At 32.7% G+C, this 15,911-nt stretch carries 14 protein-coding genes; 8 read left to right on the top strand and 6 right to left on the bottom strand.

The window, feature by feature from the left end:
• Nucleotide 1 precedes the first annotated feature (1 nt).
• Both ACKTTV_RS04060 and ACKTTV_RS04065 read right to left on the bottom strand, forming a co-directional pair.
• Nucleotides 2–796 carry an MbnP family protein gene (locus tag ACKTTV_RS04060; RefSeq protein WP_408029535.1) on the bottom strand — a complete coding sequence of 265 codons (795 nt, stop codon included), beginning with the start codon at nt 794–796 and terminating at the stop codon, nt 2–4.
• Between the two features lie 393 nt (nt 797–1,189).
• Entirely contained in the window at nt 1,190–1,507 is a 318-nt protein-coding gene (locus ACKTTV_RS04065) for a hypothetical protein (RefSeq protein WP_408029536.1), read from the bottom strand.
• A gap of 388 nt (nt 1,508–1,895) precedes the next feature.
• Here ACKTTV_RS04065 and ACKTTV_RS04070 point away from each other — a divergent pair, with 388 nt between their 5' ends.
• Nucleotides 1,896–2,486 carry a TetR/AcrR family transcriptional regulator gene (locus ACKTTV_RS04070; RefSeq protein ID WP_408029537.1) on the top strand — a complete coding sequence of 197 codons (591 nt, stop codon included), beginning with the start codon at nt 1,896–1,898 and terminating at the stop codon, nt 2,484–2,486.
• A gap of 71 nt (nt 2,487–2,557) precedes the next feature.
• Entirely contained in the window at nt 2,558–3,301 is a 744-nt protein-coding gene (locus ACKTTV_RS04075; protein ID WP_408029538.1) for an HD domain-containing protein, read from the top strand.
• 459 nt (nt 3,302–3,760) lie between these two features.
• Here the strand turns inward: ACKTTV_RS04075 and tyrS are convergent, their stop codons facing one another.
• A complete protein-coding gene (tyrS, locus tag ACKTTV_RS04080; protein ID WP_408029539.1) occupies nt 3,761–5,065 on the bottom strand; it encodes a tyrosine--tRNA ligase in 1,305 nt (434 codons plus the stop codon).
• A gap of 61 nt (nt 5,066–5,126) precedes the next feature.
• Here tyrS and ACKTTV_RS04085 point away from each other — a divergent pair, with 61 nt between their 5' ends.
• Nucleotides 5,127–6,137 (top strand): NAD-dependent epimerase/dehydratase family protein, encoded by a 1,011-nt coding sequence (locus tag ACKTTV_RS04085; RefSeq protein WP_408029540.1) that lies wholly within the window; start codon nt 5,127–5,129, stop codon nt 6,135–6,137.
• A 7-nt stretch (nt 6,138–6,144) separates the two neighbouring features.
• On the opposite strand, the gene ACKTTV_RS04090 is transcribed toward ACKTTV_RS04085, so the two are convergent.
• Genes ACKTTV_RS04090 through ACKTTV_RS04100 form a run of 3 tightly spaced genes read right to left on the bottom strand, consistent with a single transcriptional unit; the run spans nt 6,145 to nt 8,652 of the window.
• The gene (locus ACKTTV_RS04090) at nt 6,145–6,597 is read right to left on the bottom strand and encodes a DUF4296 domain-containing protein (RefSeq protein ID WP_408029541.1); all 453 of its coding nucleotides are present in this window, start codon (nt 6,595–6,597) and stop codon (nt 6,145–6,147) included.
• The gene (locus ACKTTV_RS04095; RefSeq protein WP_408029542.1) at nt 6,597–7,931 is read right to left on the bottom strand and encodes a dihydroorotase; all 1,335 of its coding nucleotides are present in this window, start codon (nt 7,929–7,931) and stop codon (nt 6,597–6,599) included. Before ACKTTV_RS04095 ends, ACKTTV_RS04090 begins: the two co-directional genes overlap by 1 nt.
• A 1-nt stretch (nt 7,932) precedes the next feature.
• On the bottom strand, nt 7,933–8,652 hold the full coding sequence (locus tag ACKTTV_RS04100) for a polyprenol monophosphomannose synthase (RefSeq protein ID WP_408029761.1): 720 nt from the start codon (nt 8,650–8,652) through the stop codon (nt 7,933–7,935).
• A gap of 261 nt (nt 8,653–8,913) precedes the next feature.
• Here ACKTTV_RS04100 and ACKTTV_RS04105 point away from each other — a divergent pair, with 261 nt between their 5' ends.
• The 5 genes from ACKTTV_RS04105 (at nt 8,914) to ACKTTV_RS04125 (ending at nt 15,904) form a co-directional block, all read left to right on the top strand.
• Complete coding sequence (locus tag ACKTTV_RS04105) at nt 8,914–9,507, top strand: DUF4271 domain-containing protein (RefSeq protein ID WP_408029762.1); 594 nt, start codon at nt 8,914–8,916, stop codon at nt 9,505–9,507.
• Between the two features lie 10 nt (nt 9,508–9,517).
• A complete protein-coding gene (locus ACKTTV_RS04110) occupies nt 9,518–10,267 on the top strand; it encodes a uroporphyrinogen-III synthase (protein WP_408029543.1) in 750 nt (249 codons plus the stop codon).
• A gap of 127 nt (nt 10,268–10,394) precedes the next feature.
• The gene (locus tag ACKTTV_RS04115; RefSeq protein ID WP_408029544.1) at nt 10,395–11,081 is read left to right on the top strand and encodes a TIGR04282 family arsenosugar biosynthesis glycosyltransferase; all 687 of its coding nucleotides are present in this window, start codon (nt 10,395–10,397) and stop codon (nt 11,079–11,081) included.
• A 170-nt stretch (nt 11,082–11,251) separates the two neighbouring features.
• The gene (locus ACKTTV_RS04120) at nt 11,252–14,467 is read left to right on the top strand and encodes a SusC/RagA family TonB-linked outer membrane protein (RefSeq protein ID WP_408029545.1); all 3,216 of its coding nucleotides are present in this window, start codon (nt 11,252–11,254) and stop codon (nt 14,465–14,467) included.
• Nucleotides 14,468–14,479: 12 nt separating this feature from the next.
• On the top strand, nt 14,480–15,904 hold the full coding sequence (locus ACKTTV_RS04125) for a SusD/RagB family nutrient-binding outer membrane lipoprotein (protein ID WP_408029546.1): 1,425 nt from the start codon (nt 14,480–14,482) through the stop codon (nt 15,902–15,904).
• Nucleotides 15,905–15,911 lie beyond the last annotated feature (7 nt).

The raw sequence follows: 15,911 nt of genomic DNA on the forward strand, positions 1-15,911 counted from the left end.
TTTAATGATGATTTCCGTTATGAACGTGATGTACCATGAACATGCCTTTGCAGTTATCAGCAATCTTTAATGCATTTGGCCCTCCCATGATTGTAGATTGATCGGCAAGTTTAATTTTCTCTTGACCATCTAACATTACATTGGCATCAACTTTTACATGTAATTGAGGTGATTTTTCCGCACTTACAATAGCTAAATCCATTGGCAACTCAACTTCTCTATATAAATCGTCACCACTGCTACCTCTACTTGCAATGTGAAGCATAAAAATATCTTCTGTAGCTTGTGCATCAGCTTTGTAGTTCCCTTCTAGTACAACAAATTTGTACCCAGCTTGCCAGCTCCAAGTCATATTATAATTTTCAGCCAAAGTCCAGAAGTCTTCTTGAGCTGCCTGACCTTGAAGAAAGCGCTCTCTATCAACTCCAATTCCAAATTTCACTTTGGTATATTTTCCCGCTGGAACATCCTTTAATGAAATTTCAACGTTTTTAGTTTTTCCATTACCTCCTTCACTGACAATAAAATATCCTTGATCTTTAGGATAAACCACTTCTTCTCCTTCATCTGTTACTAAGACAAAATTACTTACGATATAGTCGAATGAGTTCACCGTTAAAATTTCACCATTACCATTTGTATATGTTGACCCCAATATGAGTTTATCGTTTTTAAAACCATTATCAAACTCAATTACAACATCGTTTTTTCCTTCTAAATCGTTCTTAATTTCTTCATTATTACTACATGAAGTGAATACCATAGCCGCCGCTATGAATACTATTATTTTTTTCATCCTTTTAAATTTTGTAGATAAACGGTTCTCATTCATAAATGATTCGCCATTTATTTTTATAGTTTTTTAGTATTACTCTCTGTTTCCAAATGAATTATTATCACAGAGAGTATTTATTTAATTGTTATTTATTGTACCTGATTTATTTCAGTTTACATACAGACTACCATGCACATTTTATGCATTTCATACCATTCGAAATTTGAAACTACTGGTAGTTTAATTTTTATAGTATGCCTTATGAAATAAACTTTGGAATTTGTCTTATAGTAATTTTCGGACTAGTCAGTAGCATTTAATTGATCACACAGAAAGGCTTTACCAATACGATAAACATGCGTTTCTTATAGATCAAATAAGTACTAATTGAACAGAAAAGTGATAAGATTACAATTAAACGGTTGGTGGATGAAAAACCTCTTGTATTCTCAAGTAAGAATAGTTTCCATCATAATTGAAGTATTCTTTTGAAGTAGATGGAAATGATTGATTTGTTTGTATATCTAAAATAGAAATAAACCCTATTGGATATTCTTCCATTGAAATGCGTAAGGATTGATAGTCGTCTTCTTGTTGTTTTTGAAGCTTGTCCATCAGTTGACATTTACCATTACAACTCATTTCTGGTTTGTCTTTGTTTATACATAACACCTTTGCTATGTAATCATAATTAATTACATATTCTACATAAGGTCCTATCGGGCGAAGCATCGCTAATAGGTATAGAAATACAAAGAAATATGTTATCGATGTTTTAAACAAAGTTGGTTAACACTCACACTGTGAGATTTAATTTTCACGAGTTTTCCCCGTAGGATTTTTTATATCTTCTAATAACATTTTGATTGTTATTCACAAAATGCATATCGAACTACAAAGGTACTTTACTTTATTTTTTTAGACAAAAGAATACCTTTTTAATTTTTGTAATCTCAACATCATTAAAATTCTAAGTCCAAAACCTCTAAAATAGAATCATCACATCAACAATTCGAATTTTGTATTTGTTAAAGTATTATGATAAGTTGTGATTAGGATAGAATCTTAAAACCTTTCTTAAACAAATTTAGTTTCTTTGTAAAAGATTAATATTTACGCAATGAAAAAAGCACAAAGAACTCGTTTAAGTATTTTAAATAAAGCTTTTGAGTTAATCTATTCTAATGGCTATCGAGCTACGAGTATCGATGAAATAATTGCTACAACTCAAGTAACAAAAGGAGCTTTTTATTATCATTTTAAAAACAAAGATGAAATGGGAATTGCCATGATTAACGAGGTTATAACACCTCGTTTATCTAAAGTTTTTGTTAAACAACTTGAAAATGAAGATAATCCTTTGTTTTCAATTTACGTTCTATTTCAGCACCTTCTGATGAAAGATCCCTTCTTAAAAATTGAACTTGGTTGCCCAGCTTCTAATCTTATACAAGAAATGACCCCCTGGAATACTTCTTTTTCATATGCCCTTAACAAAGTCGTGGATCAATGGTTAAATTCATTAATTACCGCACTTGAACGAGGTAGAAAAAACAAAACTGTTAACGAGAACGTAAACACGAAATCAACAGCTATGTTTATTTTATCTGGATATTGGGGAGCAAGGAATCTTGGGAAATTAGAAACAACTACTGCCCCTTATCACATTTTCTTAGAACAACTTAAGACATATTTAAAAACATTAACATAATTTTTTTACACAAAAACATACCATACAGTATGTTTTGTGTAATTTTGCTTCTCAGGAATAACTAAAAAGAAATGAAAAGCATATACAACGAACAAGGAGTATTAAGCAGCAAAGAAACATTACGATTCAAATTTTCGCTTATTACTTCCAAAATAGGAGAAAACAAAAATAAACTACTTCATAGACTCGGTCTAAAATCTTATTTCGGGATTGATTTTGAAAATATATCTATTCCCGATTCGAAAATCGTTCGCTTAGCGATTGAAGAAGCAAATGATCTTTATAATTTTTCTCTATTAAAACATTGCTACCGAACCTATTTTTTCAGCGCAGGTATAGCACTCTCACAAAACTTAAAAATCGATAAAGAATTTCTATGTACCACATCTATTCTACATGACATCGGTTTAACAGATAAACACAACCACGCGTGCAGCAAACAGTGCTTTGCCGTTCATAGTGGTAGTTTTACTAAAGAGTTTGCGCTTAACAACGGAGTGGATAAAATCCGTGCAAACGATATGAAAACAAGCATTGATATGCACCTAAACCCTTATGTTAACAGAAAAAAATTTGGGAATGAGGCCTATGTTTTGTCTAAGGGAGCAGCAATGGATGTAATTGGTGCCCATTCTTTTCAGCTATCACCAGGTTTTATCCATGATGTTCATAAGAAATATCCTAGAGTTAACTTTAAAGAAAATATTCTGAAGACCATGACTTTATTAAATCATAAAGAAAAAACAAGAGCCGATACGCTTTTTAAAATGGGCTTTCAAAAACTCGCATCCAGCAATGATTTAGACCTCCTATAGCCATAAACACGATATACATTTTATAAAACATAATAATTAACTAAACAGGTTTCAACATCAAAGATGATTATGATAATTTAAAATCAAACCTTTATAGTAGAAGAAAAAATTTAAACATAACAAAAAACATCACTAATTATCTGATAGAAAACTTACTACACTACAAATATCCAAGGTAAAAATCATAGATATTTAAAATTAATTTTAATTTATTCTAAATAAAAAACTATATTTGCACCGACTTATATTTGAAATGAATGATTGTTTTTTATATTGATACTAAAAAAGTTAGGCAAATTTCTTCTGTAACTCCAACAACAATGGTGAGCTCTGCCTGTGATAGTGCATGTGCTTCAAATTGTTTAAAGCCAAAAAGTAAATGCTGTAATAAGTATCTAAAAAAAGGCATCAACTGTAAGCGATGCCCTTTAACTTATAACTTTAAAGCTGTTTCTTAAGCTATTCTACTTTTAATAAAAAGTAGTTTTTCTTTCCTCTTTGTAATAACACATATGTATCAGCGATTAAATCTGTATTAGTGATTGTATAATCATCTTTTACCTTTTCTTTATTCACTGAGATAGAGTTTTCTTTTAATGCTCTTCTTGCATCTCCATTGGACTTTAAGAAGTTTGTTTTAGCAGCTAAAGCTCCAATCATATCCAATCCTTCAGAAAAATCTTCTTTGGATACAGAAGCCTGAGGAACTCCATCAAAAACATCTAAGAATGTTTGCTCATCCAAACTCTTTAAATCTTCCGCTGTAGATTTCCCAAATAAAATATTTGAAGCCGCAATGGCTTTATCTAACTCTTCTTTTGAATGTACAAAAATAGTTACCTCTTCTGCTAATCGCTTTTGTAAAACTCTTAAATGAGGTGTTTCTTTATGCTCTTCAATTAAACCATCAATGGTTTCTTTATCTAAGAACGTAAAGATTTTAATATACTTTTCAGCATCTTCATCAGAAGTATTTAACCAAAACTGGTAGAATTTATATACAGATGTTTTATCAGCATCTAACCATACGTTTCCTCCTTCAGATTTACCGAATTTAGAACCATCTGCTTTGGTTATTAATGGACAAGTAGCTGCATATGCTTTTACCTCTTCTCCAACATTCATTCTTCTCACTAATTCAGTTCCAGTAGTAATATTACCCCACTGATCTGAACCTCCCATTTGAAGTTTACAATTGTGCGCTTTATGTAAATGATAAAAATCGTATCCTTGAATTAACTGATAAGTAAACTCTGTAAAACTCATTCCTGCTCCACCTTCGCCAGAAATCCTCTTTTTTACAGAATCTTTTGCCATCATATAGTTCACTGTAATTCTCTTTCCAACATCACGAGCAAATTCGATAAATGAAAAATCTTTCATCCAATCGTAATTATTCACCAATACTGGAGAATTTTCAGCACCATTATCAAAATCAAGAAAACGTCCTAATGTTCTTTTAATTCCTGCAACATTATGTGCTAATGCTTCTTCATTTAAAAGATTACGCTCATCTGATTTTCCAGATGGATCACCAATCATTCCTGTAGCACCTCCTACTAAAGCAATTGGCTTGTGCCCAGCCTTTTCAATGTGCACTAACAAAATGATAGGTACTAAACTACCGATATGCAATGAATCTGAAGTTGGATCAAAACCAATATACGCTGTCGTCATTTCCTTTTGTAATTGGTCTTCTGTTCCAGGCATAATATCGTGAATCATTCCACGCCACTGTAATTCTTCAACTAAATTCTTGGTCATATCTTTCTGTTTTAAGTGAACAAAGATACATTTATCAAACAAAAAATTCTATTTTCGCAGTATGATTTTAGTTACTGGTGGAACAGGATTAGTTGGCTCTCATTTATTATATCATTTAGCCCTGCTGAATGATCCCATTTTAGCTATTTATCGAAGTGAAGAAAAGATAAAAAGTACAAGAAAAGTTTTCTCTTATTATACCGATAAATCGGATCTTCTTTTTGATAAAATACAATGGATTAAAGCTGATATTACTGATATTCCATCTCTTAATAAAGTCTTCTCTCATTCAATCACCAAAGTTTATCATTGCGCAGCTTTAGTTTCTTTTGATCCTAAAGATTATAAAAAGATGCGTCGCGTAAACATTGATGGAACGGCCAACATCGTTAATTTTTGCATTGATCATAATGTAGAAAGGCTCTGTTTTGTTAGTTCTATAGCTGCCGTGGGAGATTCGATAAACGGACAATTTATCAATGAAGAAAATGAGTTAATAGACACTGGTAACCAACATGGATATGCCATCACAAAATATGGTGCTGAAATGGAAGTATGGCGTGGCAGTCAGGAAGGCATAACTGTAGCTATTGTAAACCCTGGTGTTATTTTAGGCAGCGGTTTTTGGCATGAAGGTTCTGGAAAGCTATTTACACAAGCCTACAACAATTTTAAATTTTATACTGAAGGAGTTACAGGTTTTGTAAGTGTAAATGATGTTGTAAAAGCTATGATCTCACTTATTAATTCAAACATAGATAATGAGCGCTTTATTTTGGTTTCAGAGAATAAATCATTCAAAGAAATCTTGACTGAAATTGCTTTAACTTTCGGGAAGAAAGCACCTTCAATAAAAGTGGGCAAATTTATAACCGAACTTACTTGGAGATTTGACTGGCTACTTACCAAATTAACTGGTAAAACACCTTTGTTAACCAAAAACTCGGCAAGATCATCGCATCATAAATCATATTATTCTTCGGAAAAAATTCAGAAAGCACTGAACTTCGAGTTTACTTCAATTTCCCTAAGCATTAACTCAATTTGTGAAGATTATAAAAAGGAAATGTAATACAAAACTATTTCTCCCTTTCCAATTCCTCAATCTTAGGTCTGTCTAGTATTGGTTTTCCCTCTACTATTTTTCCGTCTTTTAATTTTGAAATTGAAGGTCTATTTAAAGAATCTTTTACCCTTTTTTTCTTTCGATATAAGGTACTTAAGCTATCTATTTTCTTCTTTACCTGTTTTAAGATTTCAGAATACTCGTCTGCCTTTGAAGTATAATACACATTACTTCGCTCAAATCTAGTAGTATCAATTTTATACTTTTCGTAAATTAAGAACACATAATTAGATTCCTTTTTTAAATATTTGTTTTTAATATTTTTAGCTGAAGAAGCTAAATACATATCAGTTAAAAAAGAAACCATTGTGTCTTTAGGTATTAAATCCTTTGGCTCCTTGTAAATAGTGTTACTGGTACAAGAAGCCAAAAGAATTAACAAGAAAATGTATAAAATTTTATTCATTATCTATTAAACGCTAATCGTTGTCCTTTAATATCATCGTTAAATTTACCTTCATTGTAAGTAAGGTTTCCACTAACGAATGTATGCGTTATTTTATTCGAAAACTCCTGACCTTCAAACGGAGACCATCCACATTTATAAAGAATATTCTCTTTTTCAACTGTCCAAGAGTCGTTAGGATCTACTAAGACCAAATCAGCATAAAATCCTTCTCTGATATATCCTCTTTTTTCCACCTTGAAAATAATTGCTGGATTGTGGCTCATTTTTTCAACCGCCTTTTCAATTGATAGCACACCTTCTTTCACCTTTTCCAAAACAGCAACTACAGCATGTTGTACTAAAGGTCCTCCACTAGGAGCTTTGGTATACACATTATCTTTTTCCTCCAAGGTATGAGGCGCATGATCCGTTGCAATGATATCTATTCTATCATCTAATAGAGCTTCCCAAAGAGCATCTCTATCTTCTTGTCTTTTAACTGCAGGATTCCATTTAATATGCGTTCCTTTTTCATCATAATCTTTATCAGTAAACCATAAATGATGAACACAAACCTCAGCTGTAATTTGCTTTTCTTCTAAAGGAATATCATTTCTAAACAACTCCATTTCTTTCGCTGTAGATAAATGGAAAACGTGTAAACGTGCTCCAGTTTTCTTAGCTAATTCGATAGCTTTTGAAGATGATAAATAACAAGCCTCTTCACTACGAATAATTGGATGGTATTTAATAGGAATATCTTCCCCATACTTATCAACAAACTCTTTCGTGTTTTTTCTGATCGTTCCTTCATCTTCACAATGAACTGATATCGGAAGTTTTGTAGAAGAAAAAATTCTCTCTAATACCTCTTCATCATCTACCAACATATTTCCTGTTGAAGATCCTAAGAACAACTTTATTCCCGCAACATTTTTCGGATCCGTTTTTAACAACTCTTCCAAATTGTCATTGGTTCCTCCGAACATGAATGAATAATTTGCATACGAAGTCTTACTTGCTATATCAAACTTATCCTCCAATAATTCTTGAGTAGTTGCCTGAGGAACAGTATTTGGCATTTCAATAAAAGAAGTAATACCACCTGCAACAGCCGCTTTACTTTCTGTTCCAATATTTGCTTTATGAGTTAAACCTGGCTCACGGAAATGTACCTGATCGTCTATCATTCCTGGGATTAAATATTTCCCCTCTGCTTCGATAATTATCGAGTCACTTGATTCAATATTCTCAGCTATTTGCTTGATATAAGCTCCTTCTACAAGAACATCGCCAACAAAAACCTTATTTTCATTAACGATCTTTGCTTTTTTTATTAAGTATGATTGCATTTTATTTAGGTAATCCGTTTAATCTCATTTTTATTACTCCAAAAAGAGCTTCGTAAACAATACCTCCACTCATTTTAGATTCTCCTTTAGTTCTATCGGTAAATATTACCGAGACTTCATTTATTTTAAAGTTATGCTTCCAAGCCTTGTATTTCATTTCAATTTGGAAAGCATATCCAACAAACTTCACTTTGTCTAGTTTTATTGTTTCTAGAACCTCACGCTTCCAACAAACAAAACCTGCTGTGGTATCATGTACTGGAATTCCAGTAATAAAACGCACGTATTTAGAGGCAAAATACGATAATAACACTCTATTCATAGGCCAGTTTACCACATTTACCCCTACCGAATATCGAGAACCAACAGCAACATCACCTCCTTCTTCTGCACAAGATTTATATAATCGTATTAAATCATTTGGGTTGTGAGAAAAATCGGCATCCATCTCAATAATGTACTCATATCCTTTTGATAAAGCCCATTTAAAACCGTGAATGTAAGCCGTACCTAATCCGTTTTTACCTGATCTTTCTTCTAGAAACAGTTGTCCTTCAAATTCTTTTTGCAGTTCCTTTACAATGGAAGCTGTTCCATCGGGAGAATTATCATCAACAACTAAAACATCAAACTTTTTTTCTTGACTAAAAGTAGCCCTTATTATAGCCTCTATATTTTCTTTTTCATTATATGTAGGAATAATAACTACGGTGTCTGACATCATATTTTTGTATAAATATGCGCAAAGATACACTAAAATATTGCTAATATTCTTTTATAAAAAACTAATTTTTTCTAAAAAAATCACATAATTTACAAATCCATTATTTTCAATTTTCTATGAATAAATCCGCTTATTATGGACGAGTATTGAGTATTCTTAAGTGAAAAAAAACATGTATTTTTGTTTTAAATAGATTTAAAAACGTATTTCTTGCAAGCAATTGAACTTACCAATAATCAAGAAGGCTGGTTTACACTGGTGCTTTTATTCTCCTTTGTTCTAATTGCTCTTTTAAAATTATTAAAACCAAAACAGCTCGTTGGTTATAGCATTGCGTTTTTTAGCCCAGGTTTTTTCCAAAAAAAAGCAGAAGATTTCATCAGCATTTTTACTCCTTTTAAACTAACGTTATTTGCTTTTAGTATTATCATGATTTCGTTAGTCTTTTATTCATATTTCAACGAATTACTTTTTGAAAATCAAGGCTTTCAATCATTTTCAAAAACACTTGCAGCTGTTTTCTTTTATATACTTACAAAATATTTCATTGATATTTTTCTTGCTAATGTGCTCGCACTTAAAGAAAATGTCAATTATTTTTTACAACTCAAGTACGGGTATATGTTCACCGTTTGCTTGCTAATTTTTCCGATACTAATATTGAACAAATATGCCATTAAAAGTGGTTATTTTTTACTCTCATCATTCATTATTCTTCTTATTTTCAGGACACTGTTGATTTTATTTAATAATAAAAGACTCATTCTAGGTAAGTTGTTTTATTTTATTTTGTACTTTTGCACACTTGAAATAGCTCCGCTATTAATTCTTTATAAAACAACAACTACGTAAAGAGAAATTTATGAAAGTGAAAACTATTTTAGTATCCCAGCCAGCCCCTAAAACCGAAACTTCTCCTTATTTTGACTTAGCCGACAAGCTGAAAGTTAAAGTTGATTTCCGTTCTTTTATTCATGTTGAAGGTATACCTGTAAAAGAGGTAAGAGCGCAAAAAATTGACTTAAATAACTATACAGCTATTATTTTAACCAGTAGAAATGCAGTTGACCACTTCTTTAGAATTGCCGAAGAAATGCGTTTTACAGTTCCTGACGACATGAAATATTTCTGTCAATCTGAAGCAGTTGCTTACTACTTACAGAAATACGTTGTTTATAGAAAGCGTAAGATTTATGTAGGAACGAGAACATTTCCTGAGTTAACTAAGTTAATTAAAAAGCATAAGGATGAGAAGTTCTTACTACCGTCATCAGATAAGCTAAAGGCTTTAATTCCAAATGAATTAGACAAATTAGGTGTTGATTGGAAACGAGCTGACTTATACAGAACAGTTGTAAGTGATTTATCGGATTTAGAAAATGTTTTCTATGACATTTTAGTATTCTTTAGTCCTTCTGGGATTGAAAGTTTATATCAGAATTTCCCAAAATTCAAACAGAATGACACTCGTATCGCTGTTTTTGGAAATTCAACTAAAAAAGCAGTAGAAGACAGGGGATTGAGAGTTGACATTGCTGCACCAGCACCGGAAACTCCTTCAATGACTATGGCACTGGAAAAATACATTAAATCCACTAATGGGAAAAGATAGTACGAGATAGTCTATCTAAAGAAATTCATAAAGCCACCAAGTTATTTGGTGGTTTTTTTATTTTATTCTGTAATGATTAATTTTTGATTTCGACTCTACTTATCATAACTTTATTGAAAAGTAATCAATGCTAAAAAGAGCAGATCAAACAGCCATTTTAATCTTTGCGAATTCTTCAAAAGAAGAAATGCATCATAAGTCTTTTTTAAAAGACGAAAGGCTCATTGATTACCTAAACTCAAAAACGGTAAAGCTTGCAGAGAAGGCATGTTCAAATGTTATTGTTTATGATGAAAGTCTTCAAGTTGGCTCCAATTTTTCCGAAAAATTTTCAAATGCCATTCATGATATTTTCAAAAGAGGTTTCAAGAATGTAATCACAATCGGAAATGATAGCCCCGAACTAAAAGTAAGTCATATTCAGGAAGCCATTCACAAGCTTCAAGAAGGGCAAAATGTAATTGGTCCTTCGAAAGATGGTGGTGTTTATTTAATAGGTATTTGTAAAGATCAATTCGACTTAAACGAGTTTCTTTCGCTTTCATGGCAAACAAAATTTTTAAGCAACGATCTTGAAGATTTACTAAAATCAAAAGGATCGAAAATTAAAAAACTAGAGTATCTACAAGATATCGACTCTTATCATGATTTACTTTACTTTAGCAACCACTTTTCTTTATCAGAAATTTTAAGAGGTCTGATTATTACTCTTATTCATAATTTTAAAAAACAGGTTAGAAGGACATACTTACCAATAACTGGATTTCATTATTCGGCTTACTTCTTTAACAAAGGCTCTCCTGCAATAAGCTAACATATTTCGAACAACCATAGCCATATGTCTTCATTAAGGGAGGACAATTCATTACAATTTTTAACACATGAAACCGACATGTTTAAAATAATTATTAAACACACAGAAGAATGATTATTTTAAACATCAAAGGTTACATCTGACTATTGAAAAACAATAAATATAAACAGATGAAACAAATCTTACTAGGATTGATGTTGTTTCTTGTTCATAGTACCTATTCACAGCAATTGGTAACAGGAACAGTAACATCACAACTTGACGGAACTCCAATTCCATACATTAATGTAACCCTTAAAAACTCCAAAACAGGAACCGTAACCGATATTGACGGAAACTATTCTATAAAAACAGATAGTTTGGAAAGTATCCTTGTTTTTTCTTCGATTGGTTACATCACCAAAGAGGTTCATATTCAAAACAAAACTACAATTAACGTTACTCTTTCTGAGGCAACCACCGGATTGAGCGAGGTTGTTATTACTGCTTTAAATAAAAGAAGAGAATCTAAAGAATTGGGATACGCCATTCAGAGCATTCAACAAAAAGATATCGCAGAAGTGAAAGCGGTAAACTTTTTAGACAACCTTACTGGTAAACTTGCCGGTGTTTCAATTACCTCAGCGAGTGCAACTGGAGTTGGATCTTCTTCGAAAATTGTTATTAGAGGTGAGCAATCATTTACCAATAATAATCCATTATTTATTGTGGATGGAACACCTATTAATAACAATACTGTTTTCAATTTTACCAATGAAGCCGCTGCTGGTTTTCAGGAAGTAGATTTCGGAAATGGTGCGATGGAAGTAAATTCTGATGATATTGAATCGGTATCTGTATTAAAAGGGGCTAGCGCTGCTGCACTTTACGGAACAAGAGCTTCGAATGGAGTTATTATTATCAATACTAAAAAAGCTAGAGATAAATTTTCAGTAAGTTTGAATTCGTCTTTATTTGTTGATACTGCCTTTCAGTTACCGCAATTTCAAAATTTATACGGACAAGGAAACTCAGGTAATTTCGAATTTGTTGATGGGTTAGGTGCAGGAATTAACGACAACATTACTTATAGTTGGGGACCAAGGTTAGATCAAGGAACTTTAATTCCGCAGTTTGACAGCCCTGTAACTTTACCAGATGGAACAGTTGTACGAGGAGGAGATACTTCACTTTATAGTGGTTTACCAATCACACCGACTGCTTTTGTTTCTAATCCAGATAATCTTAAAAACTTCTATAGAACAGGAATAACTACCATTAATAATATTGCTATCGGTTCTGGGTTTGAGAAAGGAAATTATCGACTTTCGTTTACAGATTTAAATAGTGAATCTATTATACCTGGAGTAAATTTAAAGCGTAAGACCATTGCAACGAATCTTCAGTTTCTTCCATCCGATAAAACAACAGTTTCAGCCCATATCAATTATGTAAATAGTAATAGTGATAATAGGCCTTCGAATGGATATGGCTCTGAAAATGTAAATTATTCACTAGTCGCTTGGGGTCCGAGGTCTTTAAATATTGATAACCTGAGGAATTATTGGCAACCTGGACTGGAAGGAAGACAACAATATTCATTCAATTATACTTTCTTTGACAATCCTTACTTTATTTTACATGAAAACCGAAATGAATTCAACAGAGATCGTGTTTTCGGAAATGTATCTTTAAAGCAACAAATCACAAAAGATTTATCTGCAACGTTGAGAACAGGAATGGATTACTCAACAGAAAGAAGAAGGTTTTTAAGGAACTTTAGTACCAACCGATTTAGAAATGGTGCTTATGCAGAACACGATGTAAGTTATCGAGAAATCAACACAGACTTCTTACTGAACTATACTAAGAAAATAACTGATTTTGATGTTGATATTTCTTTAGGAGGAAATCAACTTCGTCAGAAAGCTACTACAAAGCAAACACAAACAACGCAACTAGCACAACCTGGAATTTTCAGTTTTAACAATGCTGCTTCTCCGATTGAAACCTTTGATTTCTCTTCTGAGAAAAGAATCAATAGTTTATACGGATTGCTAAAAGTTGGATATAAGAACACCTTATTTGTTGACATTACTGGTAGAAATGATTGGTCAAGCGCTTTGGCTACGCCCTTTTCAGCAGAGAACACCTCTTTCTTCTATCCTTCAGCTTCAACGAGTTTAATTGTTAGCAATCTATTTCGACTCCCGAAAGCAATATCGTTTGCTAAGTTAAGAGCTAGTATTGCTCAAGTAGGAAACGATACAAACCCGTATCAAACCTCAAGGACGTTCCTTCCAACAACAAATGTAAATTCTCAGCCTAGTTTTACGAGTCAGAATTTTATTCCAAATCCGAACTTAAGACCTGAGAAAACGACTTCTTTTGAAATAGGAACAGATCTGCGTTTTTTCAACGATAGATTAAACTTTGATGTTACCTATTATAATGCCTTAACTGAAGATCAAATTTTATCACTTCCAATTCCAATATCATCTGGTTTCAATCAACAAGTTGTAAATGGAGGAAAGGTTAGATCACAAGGAGTTGAGATTGTTGTGAACAGTACTCCAATAAAAAATGAAAACTTTAAGTGGAATACTACGGTAAACTTCAGTCGAAATGTTTCAACTATTGAATCGTTACCTCAAAATAGTGGTAGAGTAACTTTGGCTTATTCTAGAGTATATAACAATCCAGATCAAACGGTTTGGTTTCAAGTAGAAGAAGGTGGAAGAATTGGAGATTTTTATGGTACGGGATACTTAAAAAATGAAAATGGCGACTTTGTTTTGACTCCCGAGGGAAGGTTTATCGCTGATCCAACATTGAAAAAACTAGGAAACTACAATCCCGATTTCACTCTTGGTTTTAATAACGAATTCAGCTATAAAAACTGGAATCTAAGCTTCTTATTTGACTGGCGTCAAGGAGGAGAGTTGGTTTCAAGAACTTTGTCCCTTGCGGGTGTTGGTGGTCAACTAGAAGAGACCGCATATAGACCTGAAGAAGGAATTATTGCTCAGGGTGTTGTTAACACAGGAACCACTCAAAATCCAGTATACACTCCTAATACTACAGCGGTAACTCCTGAAAGTTATTACCGTCAGTTTTATGATAGAAACCATGAAGAAAACAATGTATATGATGCTTCGTTTTTAAAGCTTCGTCAATTTTCTTTAGGCTACACTTTCCATTTAAAAAACAATGCTTTCGGCTTTGTAAAAAATGGAGCAAAAGTAAACCTCTCTCTCATTGGAAGGAATCTATTTGCTATTAGCGATATTCCTCACTTCGATCCTGAACAATTGGCCGTTCAGGGGCAAGGTATTGTTGGTGGAGTTGAGGACATGTCTTATGCTTCTTCAAGAAGTTTTGGTTTTAAATTGGGTGTTAACTTCTAATCTTATTACAAAATGAAACGTTTTATATATATTCTTATCGTCTTGACTAGTTTTGGATGTACCAATGACTTCCAAGAGATTAATACAAATCCGAATTTTCCAGTAGATGTAGAACCTAGCTTGTTATTTAGAAAGGTAATTTACAATTACGGAGAAGCTATGTCGTACGAAGGTTTTGTTGCCGGAAACTTACTAAGCCAACAACTTACCGCATTGGATTTTAATCTATTTGATCGACATGCCTTGAAATCACCTCAACTTGGGGGAAATCCATGGGCAATTTTCTATACCAATTTGCGTGACAATGAAATTGTTTTAAACAAAGCTCAGAATGAATCTACTTTCTCGGTTTACGAAGGACCTGCCTTAATTTTTAAAGCTTATATGACCATGGCTTTAACGGATCTTTTTGGAAATGTTCCTTATAGTGAAGCTTTTTCTGGAGATCAACAAACAGTAACTCCAAAATACGATTCACAAGAAAGTATTTACTTAAATGAAGGAGGTGTACTCGACAACTTGGAAAAAGGAATTGTAGCGATTGAAAACTATTCAGGAAGTTTACCTCTTGAGGGAGATGTTTTATACAACGGAAACCTCTCCAACTGGATTAAATTTGCGAACTCACTTCGAATAAAAGCTTTGTTAAGAATTTCTTCTAAACAAGATGTTTCTTCAGATTTACAAGCAATTGTTTCTGATGGAAATTACATTTCTACTAGTAATGAAAATGCGATTTTCCAATTTACAGATGGTGAGCCGAATAACTTTAGAATGGCTCGCTTGCGTGCAGGAGACTTCAACAACTTTGTGCTTTCAGAAACTTTGGAAGATGTTTTAGCAAATTTAAATGATCCTAGAATTGAAACATTATTTCGTCCTTTTGGTAATTCTACCAATGAATATAATGGTTTAATCAATGGAATTGATGCTTCTCAAACGACTATTTCCTTAGGGGACTATTCATTAGCTGGAACTATTTTTAGAGAAGAAACTGGAAAGCTAAAAGCCAATTATATGACACATTGGGAAACTAAGTTCCTATTAGCGGAAGCTGCTTTAAAAGGATTTATTACCAATGATGCTCAAGAACTATACAATACGGCTGTAATAGATGCTTTTGAATATTGGAATGTAAGTTTACCTGATGATTATTTAACAGGAACAGCCGCTTATAACATGACAAATGGATTGGAACAGATTATTACGCAAAAATGGATTGCTAACTTTATCAATGGTTATGAAGGCTGGATTGAATATAGAAGAACAGGATTTCCAAACTTAAAGCCTGTTTCTGCGAGTTTAAATAATGGATTAATTCCTGTACGAATGCCTTATCCAGCGGAAGAAGAAACGTTGAATAGTGCTAACTATACTATTGCTGCACAAACTACCGATAATAATAGTATTAATTTTAACGTTTGGTGGGCACAATAATACATAA

Source organism: Tenacibaculum xiamenense (genome assembly GCF_964513065.1).
Classification (GTDB): domain Bacteria; phylum Bacteroidota; class Bacteroidia; order Flavobacteriales; family Flavobacteriaceae; genus Polaribacter; species Polaribacter xiamenense.